This is a genomic window from Nostoc sp. NMS8 (assembly GCF_017115045.1).
Classification (GTDB): Bacteria; Cyanobacteriota; Cyanobacteriia; order Cyanobacteriales; family Nostocaceae; genus Nostoc.
Map to the genome: position 1 here is coordinate 83,941 of NZ_JABXKK010000082.1, position 18,841 is coordinate 102,781.

The window sequence follows — 18,841 nt, forward strand, 5'->3', positions numbered from 1 at the left end:
TTTGGATGCCTTGAGCGTAGGCGTAGCCCGTCGTAGACATCGCCCAAAACATCCAAATTTACACGTGCTTCATATCACTGGTTTGCTAAATCAAAATACTAGATTACGTTTTGTTTTCGGAGTATTTACCATCTGACCCAAATCCCAAATTGGGTACTGGGGACTAGGGACTGGGGAAGAAACTTCATAAAGAATGCCCTATGCCCCATGTCCTATGCCCAATTCCCAATGACTAATCAAACCACAGCCGCGATCGGGGCGAGTTTTTCTTTTTGTGACATAGACAACATCAGGTCAATCACGCGATTTGAGTAACCCCACTCGTTGTCATACCAGGCAATTACCTTGAAGAAGTTAGAATTCAACTCAATCCCAGCACCTGCGTCGAAGATACTGGAATGGGTATCGCCTTGAAAATCTGTGGAAACTACTTCTTCATCTGTATAGCCCAAAATACCTGATAGTGAACCTGCGGCAGCCTCCTTCATAGCAGCACAGATTTCCTTGTAACTGGTGGCTTTGGCAGTTTTAAAAGTTAAATCAACTACAGAGACATCAGGAGTCGGAACTCGTAATGCCATACCAGTTAACCTACCCTTTAATTCTGGTAAAACCAGTGCTACGGCTTTGGCTGCACCTGTGGAAGAAGGAATAATATTTTGAGATGCACCTCGACCACCCCGCCAGTCTTTTTTGCTGGGGCCGTCTACAGTCGGCTGAGTGGCAGTCATAGCATGAACTGTGGTCATCAACCCTTCAGTCAACCCAAAGTTGTCATTAATGACCTTAGCAATGGGAGCTAGACAGTTTGTAGTGCAGCTAGCATTGGAGACAATGATATCTTTGCCAGGGTCAAACAGGTGATGATTTACACCCATCAACAGGGTAGCAACTCTATCTGGATCTTTGGTGGGAGCGGAAATTATCACTCGCTTCGCACCTGCCTTTAGGTGGTTTGCAGCTCCTTCATGGTCAGTGAAGAGTCCCGTAGATTCCACTACATAATCTGCACCTAATTTACCCCAAGGTAACTCGGCGGGATTCCTAACTGACACACAAGGAATGAAATGTCCGTCAATGAGGATGCCGTCTTCCTTGGCTTCAACCTTGTGCTTTAATTTACCGTGGGTTGAGTCGTACTTTAATAGATAAGCTAGGTTATCTGGTGGTACTAGGTCGTTAATGCCCACAAACTCAATGTTGGGATTATCGAGACCAGCCCGAAGCACAAGTCGCCCGATTCGACCGAAGCCATTGATACCGACTTTTAATTTAGTCAAGATTAAACCTCCCGTTGTGGAAAGTTGAACAAAAGGAGAAAGTTAAAAGTCAAAATAGATTGCCTTTTACTCTTTACTCTTTGATCCTGACAGTCTCAGTCGGCTAAGGCATATTTACTTGGCATCTTTTAAGGATTGGGGCATTGGGGCTGGGGACTGGGGACTGGGAAAGAAGTTCTTTTAAAGCTAGGACTTACGCACGGACTAGGATTTTACTTCATTACGAGCGATCGCGTCTTGAAGAGAAGCAAAGTAATTGCAAAGGCTTAGTTTTTCGTCACGAGTGCGTAAGTCTTAAAAGATGCTATAGCAATCCGAATAATTCGTAATAAAAGACCTCTCCCTGGTTTTACTACGCAAAACCGTCCCTCTCCGAGTCGGAGAGGGAGAGACTTGAACTAAAGTTCAAGGCTAGGAAGAGGTTTATCGAACTCGAAGTATTAAGATTTGGTTAGGGTATGAACTCATATACTTATTTTCCTAGTCCCCAATCCCCAATTCAAGTTGGTTGAACAAATCGCTTAATTTCACCACAGGCAATATAAGACTTGCCATCGGGTGCGGTTTTGACTTCATCAACGACGTAAAGCATTCCTTCTTCTCGAACCGATCGCGGAAAGCGCATGTTCCAATCCGGTTCATATCCGTCGGAAACTACCCTAGCACGTAGCTTACTGCCATCTTTAACACATTGAACTAAAATGCTGTCCTCAACACTATCAGTTGTGGGAAGATCGGCGGCACTGGCGGGGCCTTTGGAAGCTTTACCTGTGTTAGTGAAATTCGATTGTCTAGGGGCAACGAAAATATCCGTTTCGCCGGGTTGAGCAAAACGAGTGATATCACCACGTACACGGTAGAAAGTGGCATCGCTTGAAAGTTCCAATCCTTCAACAACATAGCGTGCCCCCTCGGCACGAATGGCCCGGGGAAACTGGATGTTCTTGGTGGAATCGTAACCTTCAGATACGACTTTCACCCGCAGTTTACCCCCTTCACGAACGCAGTGCAATTCAACACCTGAACCAACTTCATTGACAATCGGCATTGCATACACTTCATCGCCAGCAGTCACACCGCGACCTACTAAATCGCTGCGATTGCGCGTCATCGTTTGGTAAGTTTGATCGCGCATCTCTTTGCGTCCGGCATTGCCTAGAGCTTTTTGGGCGATCCGACCTGCGAAATACTCAAGCTGATCGATCTCTTCAGCTATTTCAAAATTTTCGTTCAACCCTTTATCTCGCAAATCTTTCACAAGGGCACGGAGGGTTTCTTCCGCTTCCTGATGCTTGCCATGTTCAGCGAGACTAAGGGCAGTCTCTTTGGCTTTAGCAATGGTGAGGCGACTCAGTTCAAGAATGATCTGGCTGGTAGAGGCAAAAGCGGCTTCCTCAACGGTGCCAATTTTGGCGATGATATCTGCTGTACCTGAGATATTTTGAATAACATCATCTTGGACAACATCGGCGCTGTAATGCAGTTTCATCACAGGTAAATCACCAACTTGAGCGCTGGCGATCGCTAAACTTAAACCAAGAAGTTTGTCTTCACCTTCGTACAGTTCTCCCAAGGTGAGTACAGCTTGACCAGCATCATTTTGGTTAACTTTAGCAAGACTTAAGGTATCAACCAGGGTGACACCATCAGCCAATTCCAGTGTCACCTTGAGGTTCTGTCCCACTACTGCTCTGAGACTGTCTAACTCAATACTAAACACTTCAGTTGCTTCATCGATGCTCTGAATGAAGTAGAAGTTGCCTGTGGCGGCCCTTGCCATCCCGATCAGCAGGTCTTCATTGAAACCCTGAGCAAAACCTAAGGTAGTCGTGATAATACCTTCCTCAGCTTTTTGCCCCGATGTCGCCGTCAGTATTTTGGGGTCTTGAATGCCCATATTAGCGTGACCATCGGTCAGCAACAGAACCCGATTGATTTTTTGCGGATCGAGTTGCGTCTTTACGTGTTCACAGCCTTTGAGCCATCCTCCCGATAAATTGGTAATACCGCCTGCTCTCACCTTTTGGATAGAATTTTTGAGTGCAGCTTTGTTAGTCACAGCCTGGGGTGGCACAACACTGTCCACTTCATCGTCGTAAACAACTACTGAGAGAATGTCATAAGGCTCAAGTTGATCTACTACAGACTCAGCAGCTTTTAGGGCGTGATGCAAGGGCGCGCCTGCCATAGAGCCGGAACGGTCAATTACAAGAGAAAGGTTAAGGTTACGTCGGGGAGATTCAGCTATGTCAACACGAAAACGTAGCAGAATATTAGTCTTTAATGAAGATCCTGCGGGGAGGATGGACTGGTCAAATTCGTAACTTGTCTTAATCATTTTTTATATCCTTTCAAATTGTCTTTGAGAACCCACAAGTCTTATGATGCCGGGACAGCCAGTGCTTTATTTAGTTTACCCAGAAATAAGTTTGTTCAGTGTAAAAAAAGAATTTGATGTAAGATTTTATAGTTTTTGGATTTCACCAACGTAGGCAAAGCCCGTCGTAGACATCGCTTTTTCGAGAAAAGTTGGCGATCTGTTGACTTTATCCTTCTCCACTCTCTGGTACTGAAAGGCGATCGCATTGGTAACAATTGCGGGAAACTGAAAGCAGAGATATTAGGAGAGGAGAACCGAATGAGTTGGACTAAAGTTTTGGCAGTCGAAGCACTTTCCCCGGGTGCGCGAGAAGTGGTGAAAGTTGGCGATCGGAAAATTCTGCTTTTGAATCACGAAAATCAGCTTTATGCTGTAGATAATACCTGCCCTCACTTAAAATTACCGCTGAAAAGTGGGAAAATAAGTGAAAGTGGGGCAATTGTTTGTTCTTTCCATCGCAGTGCTTTTGACCTGCGGACTGGTGAAGTCAAAGATTGGTGTTCTTGGCCCCCTGGTGTAGGTAAGGTACTCTCGTTAGTTTCACAACCAAAGACATTACCAGTGTTTCCAATTCGTGTAGAAGAAGGTAGCATCTGGGTTGATGTACAAGAGAAATAGTACCCTCTCACTGAATTTGCTGAAACAATTCTGAGTCAAAAAAAGAAAAACCCAGCTAATAAATTTAGCTGGGGTTTCTATTAAAATTTACACAATTTAAACGTTTTGTTATGATGTAATTTTGGGTTGTGTGTTAGCATTGTCGGCTTCTATAGAAGCTGTAGCACTTTGAGATTGACCTAAATTGACTTTGAATACCTTGCTTTGCTCTTGCTCAAGTTTGGGTAAAGTCAAAATTAAAATCCCATCTTTCAAGTCTGCCTTAACTTGTTGATTCTGAACTTTGGCTGGCAGAGGTATTACTCTAGTGAACTTACCATACCGGAATTCAGAATGAAGTTTAGCGTTAGATTGGGACTGCTTTTCATAACGATGTTCGCCAACAATCGAAACTGCATCTTGAGTGACTTGAACATCAAGGTCTTTAGCTTCAACGCCTGGAATCTCAACTTTTAATAGCAACTCGGAACCATTATCATGTAATTCAACAGCAGGAACCCATGCTGTTTTCGATGATCGAGAAATCTCAGAGTTGCCGCGCTCGGCTACTGTCAGATCAGAGAAGAGTTGATCCATTTGACGACGCAGAATCTCAATTTCACGGAATGGTTCCCAACGAAGGAGTGCCATATTTCAATCTCTCCTTAACTTTCTAATTCAATTTTGGGTAATCAAACAAAGTTTTAGAGGTATCTAGAAGTTTCAGATATTTAAGTAATTATCGAACCTCTAGTTTTTTTGAGAGGAGCTTTATTTCTTCTCTCTAGTAAGTAATTTAATAAAATCAAAATCTCAAAACAGTTGGGTAAACCGTACAAGCATCGGTTGGATTTACCGTATCAAACAAAAAAAGGATGAAAAACTTGAGATAGCTGATATCAAAGTAAGTATGCAATAATAAATTAAACTGCGTTACGTAATGTAAATTTAATTACATTCGCTTGTAGTCAGAAGCTCTAGCCCAATACTAAGGGCTAAAACCGCTAATTATTGTATCAAAAGATATGCTGGACATAGCTTGCTGTAAAGGAAAAAGACCAAGCAGTGAATGCCAAACCATTAAATAAACAAGGTGTATGGGCAAATGGCACTAAGAAAAGCCCAAAGACTTATGTAGCATCTTTCCCAGCCTGGAGGCTGGGGGCGTATTCTGAATGGGCTGCTGTCTCTCGTCAACAAAGAGGAGGCAGAGCCTCAGGGAATGGTTTCCCAGCCTCTAGGCTGGGAACCAGTTGGGGCAAGGGCTGTATCTTAACTTAGTGCCATTCGTGTATGAGCAATGTCCGCGTTGTATCTTTGTCTTTCGATCTTCTTGCGTCACAGAGATTTGGCAGTATTAACAAGTTATCCTGCTTAATCTGAAATTTTTCCATACACCCGATGCTGAAGTATGGTGGTAAGGAACGATGATTTTATTTACAATCTGGTGATATAGTTTTGCTTTCTGATTTCATGTTCAGTTTGATTCAACAAATTATTATTGATTGAAAATTAACTTAGGAACTGATATGGATGCTCAAAAAATCAAAATTTTATTAGTTGATGACAACTTAGAGAATTTACATTTTTTATCAGACATCCTTCAACACCAAGGTTATCAGGTGCAAAGTGTTATTTCTGGGCAATTGGCAATTAATACGGCGCTCACTTCTCCTCCTGACTTGCTTTTGCTAAATGTTCTCATGCAGGAGATGGATGGTTATGAAGTTTGTCAAAGGTTGAAAGCTAACGATAAAACTCAAGAGATGCCGATAATATTTTTCGGTGCTTTAGATGAATTTTTTGAAAGAACCGATGTTTTCGATTTAGGCAATATTGACTATATTTATCAACCATTCCAAACTAAAGAAGTTTTATTACGCGTACAAAATCAACTCACTATCCAAAGGCTGAAACAACAATTAAAAGAGCAAAATGCTCAACTGCAACAGGAGATTAAAGAGCGTCAACTGGTTACAGTTAAGTTAAATATTTGTAACAGACAAATAGAAGATATTTTTAAAGAAATTCCCGTTAGCCTTAGCAAATCCATTTGTAGAGAAGTTTACCAAAGCGAACGCCTTTTAGTCGAAGCTGCCCTGAAGAAGAGTGAAATTCAGTATCGTCACTTGGTAGAAACATCCCAGGATATGATCTGGTCGGTGGACATTAATGGACTAATTACCTTTGTCAACCCGGCAGTCAAACAGATTTATGGCTATGAACCCCAAGAAATGATCGGGCGTGTCTTGACTGATTTCATCTCGCCTACACAAGTTGCTGAAGATAGAGTAGCGTTTGAGCGGGTTCTTCAAGGAAAGTCGATCTTTCAACATGAAACTACCTGTGTTGCTAAAGATGGTACTTTACTTTATCTAATGTTTAATGCGATCGCATTACGCAACGAAGAAGGTCAGGTTATAGGCATAACTGGCACTGCTAGTAATATTACACAGCGTCGGGGAGTGGAAAAATTACTCCAAGAAAGTGCAATTAAGCTCCGCAACCATAACCTAGTCCTCACGCAATTGGCACAAAATCAGACACTTTATCAGGGTGATTTGAAAACAGCTTTGAGTAAAATCACAGAAGCAGCTGTCAAGAATATTGGGATGGAACGAGCTAGTGTCTGGCTATATAACGAAACAGGCATGAAAATCCAATGTTTCGATCTATTTGAAGGTAGTCGCAATCAACACAGTCAAGGACTTTCCTTATTAGTAGCAAACTATCCAGCTTATTTTGCAGCTTTGCAGCAAGAACAACCAATTGCTACAGATAATGCCCATACCGATCCCAGAACTAAAGAATTTTCTGCGTCTTACTCAAGATTAAACATTACCTCTGTACTTGATACACCCATTCGGCTGGAGGGAAAGACTGTAGGAGTTTTATGTTTAGAAGCAGTGAAAGTTACTCATTATTGGACGCTAGAAGACCAAAATTTTGCTCGCTCTTTGGGCAATTTAGTCTCCTTAGTGTTGGAGGCAAAAGAACGTCAACGGGCAGAAGCAGCGCAACGAGCTTCTGAAGAAAAGTTAGCATCAGCTTTTCGGTCATCTCCCGATCCAATTGCCTTAATTACGGTTCGCAACAAACGCTATATTGAAGTTAACGACAGCTTTTGTCGCTTTTTTGGTTATTCTCGTTTTCAGGTAATCGATCGCACCGATGAAGAATTAAATTTTTGGGTGAATCCAGAAGAATATAATTTTCTCACCCACATTTTGCAACAAACAAAAGCCATCCGCAACTTTGAGATTGATGTCTGCACTACAACAGGAGAAATCAGGACAACACTGTTGAGTGCAGAAATGATTAAGATTGATGGGCACTGGTACGTACTGGGCACAGCGAAAGATATTACTGAACGCAAGCAGGCAGAAAATGAAAGCCGTTTACTGCTGTTGACAACCCAAGCTATCACTCGCGCCAGTAATGTCAAAAGCGCCTTAGCAGTAGTTTTACGCTTAATTTGTCACACCATTGGCTGGGATTTTGGTGAAGCATGGATACCTAATGAAGATGGGACTGTTTTAAAACACAGTCTAGGCTGGTACGGTGACGAGTGTAGTTTAGCAGAATTTTCCCGCCAAAGCCAAGGTATCAAATTTGCTCTGGGAGTGGGACTACCAGGAAGAGTTTGGCAAAACCAGGAACCAGAATGGATAGAAGATGTTTCTAAAGTTACAGAGCCAATTTTTTTGCGATCGCAACAAGCAGCCAAGGTAGGATTAAAAGCTGGTTTTGGTGTTCCCATAGTGGCCGGAAGGCAAGTATTAGCTGTTTTAGTATTTTTTAAACGTAGCTTAGTATTGGTCGATCGGCGTTTACTCTTACTAGTTAGTGCTGTTGCAGCTCAGTTGGGTGGGTTGATTGAGCGCAAAACCCTAGAACAAGAATTAGCACTCAGAGAAGCTCGTCTCAATGCCTTTTTTAGCAGTGCCCCCGTCGGCATGAACATTTTAGATAAACAACTGCGGTTTGTGCAAATCAATCAACTGCTGGCGGAAATTAATGGAGTACCTCAGCAAGATCATATTGGTCAAACTATCTATGACATTTTACCTCATATCGCCCCTCAAGTGGAACCAATTTATCAACAGGTTTTGTTGACTGGTCAACCCATTATCAATCAAGAATTAAGCGGCGCATCAATTAAAGAACCAGATGTTATTCGCCACTTTTTAGCTTCTTATTTTCCGATTCTTGGTGAAGACGATCGCCCCTCTGGTGTCGGCACAGTTTTAGTAGAAATTAGCTATCGCAAACATGTCGAACAAGAACTGCGTTTAGCCAACGAACGCCTACAATATCTGCTTACCTCTAGCCCTGTAGTCATTTATAGCAGCAAAACATCAGAAGATTTTGGCATTACCTTTATTAGTGAGAACGTTAAAGAAATGGTGGGCTACGAAGCACAGGAATTTATCAATAACTCCAGTTTTTGGCTTCATCATGTCCATCCCCAAGATATTGAACTGATCTCGGAAAAATTTTCCCATTTTGTTGAGCAGGAGTACATTTCTTACGAATACCGTTGGTTACACGTTGACGGAACTTATCACTGGTTCTACGAAAAGATGAGGTTAATTCGTGACGAAGCTAACTTCCCCATCGAATGGGTTGGTTATTGGGCAGATATTAACGATCGCAAATTAGCAGAATTAGCTTTGCAATCAGGTCAGCAACGATATCAACTTCTAGCAGAAGCCTCACCAGTTTGTATATTTCACACTGATATGAATTGCAATGTCTTATATTTTAATCAACGCTGGAGTGAAATTACTGGATACAGTATAGAAAAGTCTCTGGTAAAAGGTTGGACAAATGCTGTACATCCAGAAGACCTCGAACAACTATTCTTGGTATGGAATCAAGCCAGAGCCACTAAGTCAACGTATAAGTATGAACATCGTTTCTTGCGTGATGATAGTACAGTAGTCTGGGTAATTTGTCAGGCTTTGCCCGAATTTGGAGATGATGGAGAAATCAAAGGCTATATTGGTACAATTACAGATATTACTGAGAGAAAATTAGCAGAAGAAGCCTTGTGTGAGAGTGCAGAAAGGGAAAGAGCGATCGCCCAAGTAATTCAAAGAATGCGCCAAACACTCGATCTAGAGACGATATTTGCAGCTACAACCGAAGAATTACGGCAAGTACTCGACTGCGATCGGGTTGTTGTCTATCGTTTCAATCCTCACTGGAATGGCGAATTTGTCTCCGAGTCGGTGGGTAATGGTTGGATTTCTCTTATAGAAGAACACAATAATCATCCCGATCTCACAGAGGGTGTTTTACAAGATGGCCGTTGCCTGGCAAAAATTTTGGATATTGCAGATAATCCAGTGGAAGATGCCGATCTGCAAGCAACTCCAGGCACAAATTTTCGCTGTGTCCCAGACATTTACAAGGCTGAATTTCATCCTACTTATATCAACCTTTTAGAGCGCTTTCAGGCCAAAGCCTACATTATTGTCCCCATTTTGTATGGTAGTCAGCTTTGGGGATTACTGGCGAGTTATCAAAATTCTGATTCCCGCCAATGGAAACCAGAAGAAATCAACATCGTAGTTCAAATTGGCAATCAATTGGGTGTTGCGCTACAGCAGGCACAATTGCTGGCGCAAACTCAAAGACAGTCACAAGCATTGCAAGAAGCAGTAATCATTGCTGATGCCGCTAACCGTGCCAAAAGCGAATTCCTCGCTAACATGAGCCACGAACTGCGTACCCCACTTAACGCCATCCTTGGTTTTACCCAAGTCATGAGCCACGATTGTACTTTATCCACTGAACATCAACAAAATCTAGCAATCATCAATCGTGCTGGCGAACATCTCCTCAACTTAATCAACGACATTTTAGAAATGTCTAAAATCGAAGCCGGCAGAATAACATTAAATCTCAACAGTTTTGACTTAATTCGCCTCTTGGAAAACCTCGAAGAAATGTTGCGCTTTCGTGCCACCTCCAAAGGATTAGAATTGGTCTTTGAATATACATCTCGTCTTCCTCAATACATCCAAGCTGATGAAAGTAAACTGCGTCAAGTCTTACTTAACCTCCTGGGAAATGCCATCAAATTTACCGATACTGGAAGGGTGACGTTGCGGGTGGGGATGGGGACTGGGGACTGGGGGCTAGAGACTGGGGACTGGGGCAGTAGAGCAGGGGGAGCATGGGGAGCAGGGGAGCGGAGGAGAATAATTAATCCCCAATGCCCAATGCCCAATACCCAATCCCCAATACCCAATCCCCAATCCCTAATCATCGAGGTACAAGATACCGGTCGCGGTATTGCGCCACAAGAAATTGACCTACTGTTTGAAGCTTTCGGGCAAACTGAAACCGGAAGAAAATCGCAACAGGGAACAGGACTAGGTTTAGCAATTAGCCACAAATACGTGGAACTAATGGGGGGAAATATTAGCGTCGCCAGCACTATTGACGAGGGAAGTAAATTTGCTTTTGATATTCAAATTAATCTAGCTACAGCTAGCGAAATCCAGGTCAAAAAAACTAGATGTCAAGTTATTAGTTTAGCTCCTGCTCAAAGCGAATACCGCATTTTAGTAGTTGATGACGCCACAGAGAGCCGTTTAGTACTAGTGAAAATTCTGACATCTATTGGTTTTGCAGTCCAGGAAGCAGTAAACGGTACTGAAGCGATCGCACTTTGGCAGAAATGGCAACCACACTTAATCTTAATGGATATGCGGATGCCAATTATGGACGGCTATGAAGCCACAAGAATTATTAAAGCGAGAGTTGAAACCTCAATCCCAAAGCGCACAACTATTATTATTGCTTTAACTGCCAATGCCTTTGAAGAACAACGAGAAGCAATGATCAAAGCAGGTTGTGATGATTATATTAATAAGCCTTTCCGTGAAGAACAATTACTAGAAAAATTAAGCGAATATTTAGGAGTTCAATATATTTATCAAGAAGAAAGCTATCAGCTAATAGACCCAAAAGAAGAAGGATTAAAATTAATGTTGACGCTCACCGATTTAGTGACTCTATTATCTGCAATGTCACCAGAATGGGTGAAACAGTTGTACACCGCCGCAGCGCAATGTAGTGATGATTTGATTTTAGAATTGATTGAGCAAATCCCTTCTGAAAATGCTGTATTAAGAAATTTCATCAAGAATTTGGCTCATGATTTTCAGTTTGAGAAAATTATGGAATTGACGAGTATTGCCGGAATATCATAGCGGTTATCATTCACATGAGGTACACCCGTAAGGGCAATACCCTGCGGGAAGCCGCTTCACGCAATCAAATACGATTCCTATATTAAGTCCCAATACCGCTTGGTTAAGAATTTTCAACTAGGAATTGAGTTCGGGGTAAAGGTTAAAGGTTTTTTCTTTTCCTTTCCCTTTACTCTATTCCCCTTAACCGACAAGTATTGGATTGGAGTTAAGTACTTAATATTCGGGTTGAAAGAACTGGAACACGAGCAGGTAAATCATATCATCAGATCGTCTGTTACATTTAAGACATCTTCTGAGTTAAACAGAATTGTAGGGTTAAGAAAGCCAACAAACTTAATTTCCTTAAAGAAAGTGGGTTTAGAGTACCTGTAATATGGGAGACTTGGCAATATTCCCTAATTCCCTATAAATCAGATTCACGATGAGTAACACAATTTCGGATATTGCAGTCAAGACCATTAACGGTGAGGATAAACAATTAAACGAGTACACCGGCAAGGTACTCTTAATTGTGAATGTGGCTTCCTATTGCGGTTATACTTCTCAATACGAGGGGTTAGAAAAACTAAACCAGAAGTATAGAGAAGCAGGGTTACGTATTTTGGGGTTCCCTTGTAATGATTTTGGAGCGCAGGAACCAGGAAGCAATGAAGAAATTGTGCAATTCTGCACTAGTAAATATAGTGTTACATTTGAACTATTCGATAAAGTTCATGCTAAAGGCTCACAGCAGCATCCACTTTATGAGCAACTTACCAAAGCCGTTGAGCCAACGGGGACTGTTGCTTGGAACTTTGAAAAATTTTTAGTTAATAAGCAAGGTGAAGTAGTCGCTCGATTTAATAGTAGCGTGCAGCCAAATTCACCAGAAATAATTGCCATAATTGAGAAGGAATTAGCAAAATAGTCATTGGTCATTGGTTATTAGGTAAAATTTTCTATCCTATTAACTATTGACTGTTAGCTCTGGACTATTAAATTTATTTGCGTCTAGTGCTTTAATTGAGAATATTGTCTCAATGAGTAGTTTAATTTATTTGTGTCTAATTTGTCATGAACGTTGCAATCATTGGTTGTGGTTATGTTGGTTATAAAGTTGCTCAATATTGGCAGCAAAATATGAATTTTGTTGTCAGCGTAACCACAACTTCCCCTGAGCGTATACCTGCACTACAATCAGTATCTCAAAGAGTTATAGTTACCTGCGGTAATGACATAGATAGTCTAAAATCAGTTTTGCACAATCAAGATGTTGTACTTTTGAGTATTGGTGCAAAAAGTGGAGAAGTTTATGAAGAAACTTATCTACAAACTGCCCAAGCTTTAGTTTCATGTTTGCAGCAAATTAAGAGTGTGAAACAATTAATATACACAGGAAGCTATGCTGTCTATGGTGACAGAAATGGTGTATGGGTAGATGAAGAAACACCCCTTGCACCCGCTAATTTAAATGCACAAATTCTTAGAAAAACAGAGGAGATATTGCTATCAGCATCTAGCGAATATCTCCGTGTTTGTATCTTCCGCTTAGGAGGAATTTATGGAACCGGCAGAGAATTAGTAAAGATATTTAGCAGATACTCTAATACAACCCGTCCCGGCAGTGGTGAAGATATCACAAATTGGATTCATTTAGATGATATTGTTGGTGCGATAGAATTTGCCCGTCACCGTCGTTTACAAGGGATTTACAATTTAGTTGATGATGCACATCTTACTAGCCGAGACTTGTTAGATAGCTTATTTGAAAAATATAATTTACCCAAGGTTAAATGGGATACTTCTGTCAAGAGTATCCGGCCATATAATGCTTGGGTATCCAATGAAAAACTCAAAGAAGCTGGATACGAGTTGATTCATCCACAGATGATTTTTTAGTAAGTATTAACAACTAGGAATTATGCAACCATCTGCTGTAGCAAAAACAACCAATTTAACAGCATCTCCTAGCCAGTTTTATCGTTGGCAGAATTATCGTTGTGCCTACGAAGTTCATCAACCAATTAATACAACATCTGAGGGCATTCCCTTACTGCTAATCCATCCGATTGGCGTTGGATTATCGCGACAATTTTGGCAGCGATTTTGTCGCGAGTGGTATAATCAAGGTCAACGAAATTCAATTTATAACCCTGATTTACTAGGATGTGGTGAAAGTGATATGCCTCATCTGGCTTACACTCCTAGTGATTGGGCAGAACAGTTGCAGTACTTTTTACAAGAAGTAGTGCAAAAACCTGTAATTGTAGTAGTGCAAGGTGCTTTATTGCCAGTTGCGATCCAATTAGTCCAAAAAGAATCAAATTTAATTGCCGGACTAGTACTTTCTGGGCCGCCACCGTGGGCTTTAATGACAAATAAATCACCAAAATGGCAAGAAAAATTCCTTTGGAATGTGTTAGATTCGCCTTTTGGAAATCCTTTTTATCGCTATGCACGCACCCCAAAATTTTTACGTTCTTTCTCGACTCGTCAACTCTTTGCTTCTGAGAATGCTGTGGATGCAGAGTGGTTAAATACATTGGTTGCAGGTGCAGAAAATCTTGCTAGTCGCCATGCAGTATTTTCTTTTTTAGCAGGGTTTTGGCGAGATGATTATACTAATTTTATTGCCTCTATTGGGCAACCAACATTAACAGTTGTGGGGGAAACTGCATCGAGTATTAGCCAAGACAATAAAAAAGAAAGGCCGGATGAACGTTTGGCTCACTACCTTGCTTGTTTGCCTCAAAGTCGAGGTATAAAAATAAATGGGCGTAATGTTTTACCTTATGAATCAACTACTGAATTTGTAGCAGCGATCGCTCCATTCATTAATGAAGTTTTTTAGCTGATTAACAGTTACATTGTGCCAGTTCTCCCATGATAGGTTATGACTGGAGTTGATTACTAAAGGCAAGCAAAATTATGTTACCCAATCGCCGAGGACAAAGAGTACCTAATGTCACGTTTCATACTCGCAAGGATAACCAGTGGGTGGATGTGACAACTGATGAATTGTTTGCTAATAAGACAGTGGTTGTCTTCTCTTTACCAGGTGCTTATACCCCAACTTGTTCATCAACTCATCTCCCTGGGTACAACGAATTGGCTCCGGTTTTCAAAGAAAATGGTGTCGATGACATTATCTGTATTTCTGTGAATGATGCCTTTGTGATGAACGAATGGGCCAAGGAGCAAGAAGCGGAAAATATCACACTAATTCCTGATGGTAATGGTGAATTTACTGAAGGCATGGGTCTGCTGGTAGATAAATCAGACTTGGGGTTTGGGAAGCGATCGTGGCGCTATTCTATGCTGGTGAGAGATGGCGTAATTAGCCAGATGTTTATTGAACCAGAAGAGCCAGGAGATCCCTTTAAAGTGTCCGATGCTGAGACAATCCTCAGATACATCAACCCCCAAGCAGTGAAGCCCGAACTAGTTTCACTGTTTGCGAAAGTCGGTTGTCCCTTCTGTGCGCGTGCTAAGACGATGCTCAAGGAACATGGCATTAACTATGAAGAAATTACCTTGGGCAAGGATATCACCACACGCTCGTTACAAGCGGTTACAGGTGCGACAACAGTTCCCCAAGTGTTTATCGATGGTAAATTGATTGGTGGTTCTGAGGCATTAGAAGCCTACTTCGCTGCTAAATAGGTTTCATTAGGGGCGCACAGCTAGCTGTGCGCCCCCATAACGTATTCAAAGATCGCCATTTATTCTGTTTTGAATTTTAGTAACGGCGATCGCGTTCCAAGTCATAAATCACTTTCTCTAAGTACCATGTATCTGATTGACCCTGGTGCTTCTGGCGCTGCTGTTTGAGTAATCGTTCGGCTGTTGTCAAATCACCGTTAAGTAAAACAAGTAAACGTTTTTGCAGTTTTCTGTTTTTCGGATCGCTGAAGTATGGCTTAGAAACATTGCTCCGTGGTTGAGATGACCACACTTTGATTAAGATAAGCGATAAGCTAACGAGCAAAAGCACCACAATCAATCCCATACTGATTGAGATTAAGTATTTATTACCTTGTATTGTGTAAAAATTTTAATTTTATAGCATCAGTGATTTCTTGGATGTTTTCGTGATGAAATTGAAAAACATCTAAATTGCACTAATCAAATTCTTGTGGGGTGGGCAACATGAACCCCCTGATTATACAAAGTAATTAACAAATCTTCAGATGAATCGATGTATTTTTGTTTAGTTACTGACTACGGATCAGATAAAATTGATTCGGATTGAATTTCCATTTATTGAAAAGACAATATGTTTGCCAGAATTCGCCGAATTTTGAGTCAATTTTTTAGTAAATCAAGGACAATCAATAACGAACCACTGAATAAAGTGAGTTTGGTTGTGATTATTATAATTGATATTTTTATCTTGATTAATGTCTTTACAGGAATTGATGATATTAGCAGATGGCATATCAGTCCGACCGCAGCTTATCCATGTTATTCAGAGTGGCAAAATTATCAGACAAAAACCACTAAAGATAAAGACTATGACATTGTTAGACTTTCATTGCCATATAACCCAAACAATCAACTCAGTTTTCAGCGAAACTATCAGCAAGCTGAAGTAGGACATTTAGGTAAGGTTTCTAAAACTTGCCTGCAATATGCAGACTACAAAGATAAACTTAATAATCCTGAAAAGCAGGAAATTATCAAAACTATTGATCGGGAACAAGCAAGAATTAGTAGGCTTGAACAAACCAATAGCACTATTAAATCTCAATATGACTCAACGTTATTAGAAAAAATTGCAGGTCAGGGTCGTGAACAATCAATTAATCAAGTCAGTGCTGAAAAAGCTAAACAGACATTAGAGCAAAATAATCGCCAAATCTCTACCCTAAAACAAGAAATTTCTACTCTTAAAAATGAACTACTTACCAAACCAGAAAATATTAGTTTTCTAGCCTTTATTAAAGATACTAATCAATTCCGGGAAGTTGAAAAAGGTTATCAGCAGGCATCATTTTGGTATCCAAGTATCCAGCTTGCTTTCCAGTCTCTTTTTCTTTTACCACTGATTCTGATTGCCTTATCAGTTCACAATTTTGCCCAAAGAAGAGGATATGGACTTGTCTCGCTAATTAGCTGGCATTTGCTAGTTATCTTTTTTATCCCACTAATTGTTAAAATATTTGAATTTCTCCAAATAGGTGTAATATTTAGATTCTTCTTTGATATAATTAGCGCCCTTTTTGGTGGTTTACTTTTCCTAATCAATTATATTTATATTTTACTGATTCCAATTATTGGCTTTGGAATTATCCAGTTTTTTCAAAAATTTGTCTTCAATGTCAAAGTCCAAGCAGCTAGCAGAGTTCAAAAATCCCGCTGTGTCAATTGCGCTAAGAAAATTCGACATCTTGATACTTACTGTCCGCACTGCGGTTATTATCAGGACGTTGAATGCCAAAACTGTCATAATCTTACTTATAAGCATTTGTCGTACTGTAAACATTGTGGAACTGCTCAAAATTCCAGTAATTTGTAATTAGTGAAGTCGTTGATTAGTCTTTTTAAGTTAGATATGGAAAAAGTGGAAAAAGCTAACAAAGAGAGTCAGTCGCCACTTGATTTTCTCAAAAACTTGTTAATTGCTCGTTGGCGATCGCTCTTGCTACTATTGATAGGAGTCTATTTACCTTTGCAGGTATTTGAAATCCTGACAGTGAAAATATGGGAGAATCAAGCAGGCTTACCGTGGGATGTGCCTATTTTGTTAACAGTCCATTCTACAGCCAACCCACAGTTAGATGTTTTAGCTGTCACTCTCGCTCTAGTTGGGTTGCCTTGGACGGCGGTACCGATTTTAGGTGCGATCGCACTCATCTTACTACTTCAAAAACGCTGGCGATCGCTAGCTTATTTACTCACCACCTCATTGGGAAGTGTGATTATTAACCGCACAGCAAAGCAATTAATGCATCGAGTGCGTCCACAATTGTGGGAGTCTATTGCACCTGAGTATAGTTTTGCATTTCCCAGTGGTCATGCCATGACGAGTATAACTCTGGTAGCAATTTTACTATTTTTAACTTGGGCTACCTCCTGGCGCTGGTTGGTTTTCATCTTTGGTAGCTTATATATCATCGCTATTGCCTGGTGTCGTCTTTATGTGGGAGTTCATTTTCCTAGTGACATTCTCGCAGGTTGGATGGTTGCATTAGGTTGGACAATTGGCGTCAGCCTAATTATCAAACCCCATAGTACTAAAGCCCAATCTGTAGATCAGGAAAGCGCTGAGGATGAAACTACCTTACTCCCGGAAGAAAGAAAGTTGATCGCTGAGGAGTAACATTTAAGGTTTAGTTGGGGACTGAATCCCTATCTAAATCTTCCCTATTTTAATCTTGTTGATGGGCAAATTTATAACCACCCCACAGCGAAAGAGCGATCGCAACCACCAGCAAAATCGGTATACTGTACCAAGGAAATTGAGACAAGGGTAAATGAGCAACTGCACGCAATCCCATGCTGGCGTAGGTTAGTGGCAATAGGTAAACTAAGACTTTGAAAGCCGTTGGTAATGTCGCCGGGTCAAAGAAGGTCGCTCCTAAGAATGACATGGGGATAATGATAAAATTGTTGTAGAGTCCGACTGATTCGAGCGATCGCACACTCAACCCCACAATCACTCCTAACCCGGCAAATACCGAACAATTCAGCGCCACCAACAGCAGAAATAGTGGATTGATAAAATTCCAGTTTCCAGTCAACAGCAGCGCTACCAAAATTACCGAACCGGAAGTCATCAACCCCCGCACGACTCCCGCCAGCATTTTACCGATATACAACGCTAAGGGATGTATGGGAGTTAGCAATAATTCCTCAAAGGTTTTAGTAAATAATCTGTCTCCACAAATGGAAAATGTCGTTCCAGCAAAGCTAACCGTCATCGACGACAGCGCCACCATTCCCGGTAATATAAATTCCAAATAGTTATTATAGTTACCACTAATTCCTGAACCTGGTTTGATGGAACTACCCAAACCCAAGCCAAAAGCTAAAATATATATCAGTGGAGATATTAAGCCTGATGCCGCAATTGGTAAGATTCTCACACGTAAATCTAACCAATCTCCCCAAAAAATAGTCAGACTATCAGCTAGGAAGATTTGCAGTTGCGAAGTTTTGAACCTCTTGCCCGAAGGTAGCGCTCTTTGAGATATCACGTGCTTCCAATTACTTATCAAAATTTTATTAAGTATTAATTTACATTGTTTTACACATCAATTACTAGGGGTAACAAAAATATCTATCCTAAAAATTTAAAATTAACAACAAAATATATAGGACCAGCCCTTTCAAGGTGTCTGTTTTTAGGTACTATTTTTGGGATAGAATTTTAG

13 protein-coding genes are annotated in these 18,841 nt (G+C 40.9%); 8 read left to right on the forward strand and 5 right to left on the reverse strand.

Features of this window, described 5'->3' with window-relative positions; translation table 11 throughout:
* Positions 1-236: 236 nt before the first annotated feature.
* Together gap and HWQ39_RS15350 are read right to left on the reverse strand one after the other, a co-directional pair.
* Complete coding sequence (gene gap / locus HWQ39_RS15345) at positions 237-1,280, reverse strand: type I glyceraldehyde-3-phosphate dehydrogenase (protein ID WP_292846373.1); 1,044 nt, start codon at positions 1,278-1,280, stop codon at positions 237-239.
* A 499-nt stretch (positions 1,281-1,779) separates the two neighbouring features.
* Positions 1,780-3,618, reverse strand: coding sequence for a VWA domain-containing protein (locus HWQ39_RS15350; RefSeq protein WP_292846376.1), 1,839 nt, complete (start codon positions 3,616-3,618; stop codon positions 1,780-1,782).
* Positions 3,619-3,918: 300 nt separating this feature from the next.
* Here HWQ39_RS15350 and HWQ39_RS15355 point away from each other — a divergent pair, with 300 nt between their 5' ends.
* Entirely contained in the window at positions 3,919-4,278 is a 360-nt protein-coding gene (locus HWQ39_RS15355) for a Rieske (2Fe-2S) protein (protein WP_292846414.1), read from the forward strand.
* 108 nt (positions 4,279-4,386) lie between these two features.
* On the opposite strand, the gene HWQ39_RS15360 is transcribed toward HWQ39_RS15355, so the two are convergent.
* Positions 4,387-4,908, reverse strand: a complete 522-nt coding sequence (locus HWQ39_RS15360) for an Hsp20/alpha crystallin family protein (RefSeq protein WP_292846379.1) — start codon at positions 4,906-4,908, stop codon at positions 4,387-4,389.
* Positions 4,909-5,786: 878 nt separating this feature from the next.
* On the opposite strand from HWQ39_RS15360, the gene HWQ39_RS15365 reads away from it, so the two are divergent.
* From HWQ39_RS15365 to HWQ39_RS15385, 5 genes are all read left to right on the forward strand, one after another.
* Positions 5,787-11,483, forward strand: coding sequence for a PAS domain S-box protein (locus tag HWQ39_RS15365; protein ID WP_292846382.1), 5,697 nt, complete (start codon positions 5,787-5,789; stop codon positions 11,481-11,483).
* Positions 11,484-11,907: 424 nt separating this feature from the next.
* Positions 11,908-12,393 (forward strand): glutathione peroxidase, encoded by a 486-nt coding sequence (locus HWQ39_RS15370; protein WP_292846385.1) that lies wholly within the window; start codon positions 11,908-11,910, stop codon positions 12,391-12,393.
* 146 nt (positions 12,394-12,539) lie between these two features.
* Positions 12,540-13,364, forward strand: coding sequence for an SDR family oxidoreductase (locus tag HWQ39_RS15375; RefSeq protein WP_292846388.1), 825 nt, complete (start codon positions 12,540-12,542; stop codon positions 13,362-13,364).
* Positions 13,365-13,386: 22 nt separating this feature from the next.
* Positions 13,387-14,316 carry an alpha/beta hydrolase gene (locus HWQ39_RS15380; RefSeq protein WP_292846391.1) on the forward strand — a complete coding sequence of 310 codons (930 nt, stop codon included), beginning with the start codon at positions 13,387-13,389 and terminating at the stop codon, positions 14,314-14,316.
* A gap of 77 nt (positions 14,317-14,393) precedes the next feature.
* Positions 14,394-15,128, forward strand: a complete 735-nt coding sequence (locus tag HWQ39_RS15385) for a glutathione peroxidase (RefSeq protein WP_292846393.1) — start codon at positions 14,394-14,396, stop codon at positions 15,126-15,128.
* A 76-nt stretch (positions 15,129-15,204) separates the two neighbouring features.
* Here the strand turns inward: HWQ39_RS15385 and HWQ39_RS15390 are convergent, their stop codons facing one another.
* On the reverse strand, positions 15,205-15,462 hold the full coding sequence (locus tag HWQ39_RS15390; protein WP_292846396.1) for a hypothetical protein: 258 nt from the start codon (positions 15,460-15,462) through the stop codon (positions 15,205-15,207).
* A gap of 279 nt (positions 15,463-15,741) precedes the next feature.
* Between HWQ39_RS15390 and HWQ39_RS15395 the strand changes: the two genes are divergently transcribed.
* Positions 15,742-16,983 carry a hypothetical protein gene (locus HWQ39_RS15395; RefSeq protein WP_292846399.1) on the forward strand — a complete coding sequence of 414 codons (1,242 nt, stop codon included), beginning with the start codon at positions 15,742-15,744 and terminating at the stop codon, positions 16,981-16,983.
* A gap of 36 nt (positions 16,984-17,019) precedes the next feature.
* Positions 17,020-17,787, forward strand: a complete 768-nt coding sequence (locus HWQ39_RS15400) for a phosphatase PAP2 family protein (RefSeq protein WP_292846402.1) — start codon at positions 17,020-17,022, stop codon at positions 17,785-17,787.
* A 49-nt stretch (positions 17,788-17,836) separates the two neighbouring features.
* Here the strand turns inward: HWQ39_RS15400 and HWQ39_RS15405 are convergent, their stop codons facing one another.
* Positions 17,837-18,664, reverse strand: coding sequence for an ABC transporter permease (locus HWQ39_RS15405; protein ID WP_292846405.1), 828 nt, complete (start codon positions 18,662-18,664; stop codon positions 17,837-17,839).
* Between the last annotated feature and the right edge of the window lie 177 nt (positions 18,665-18,841).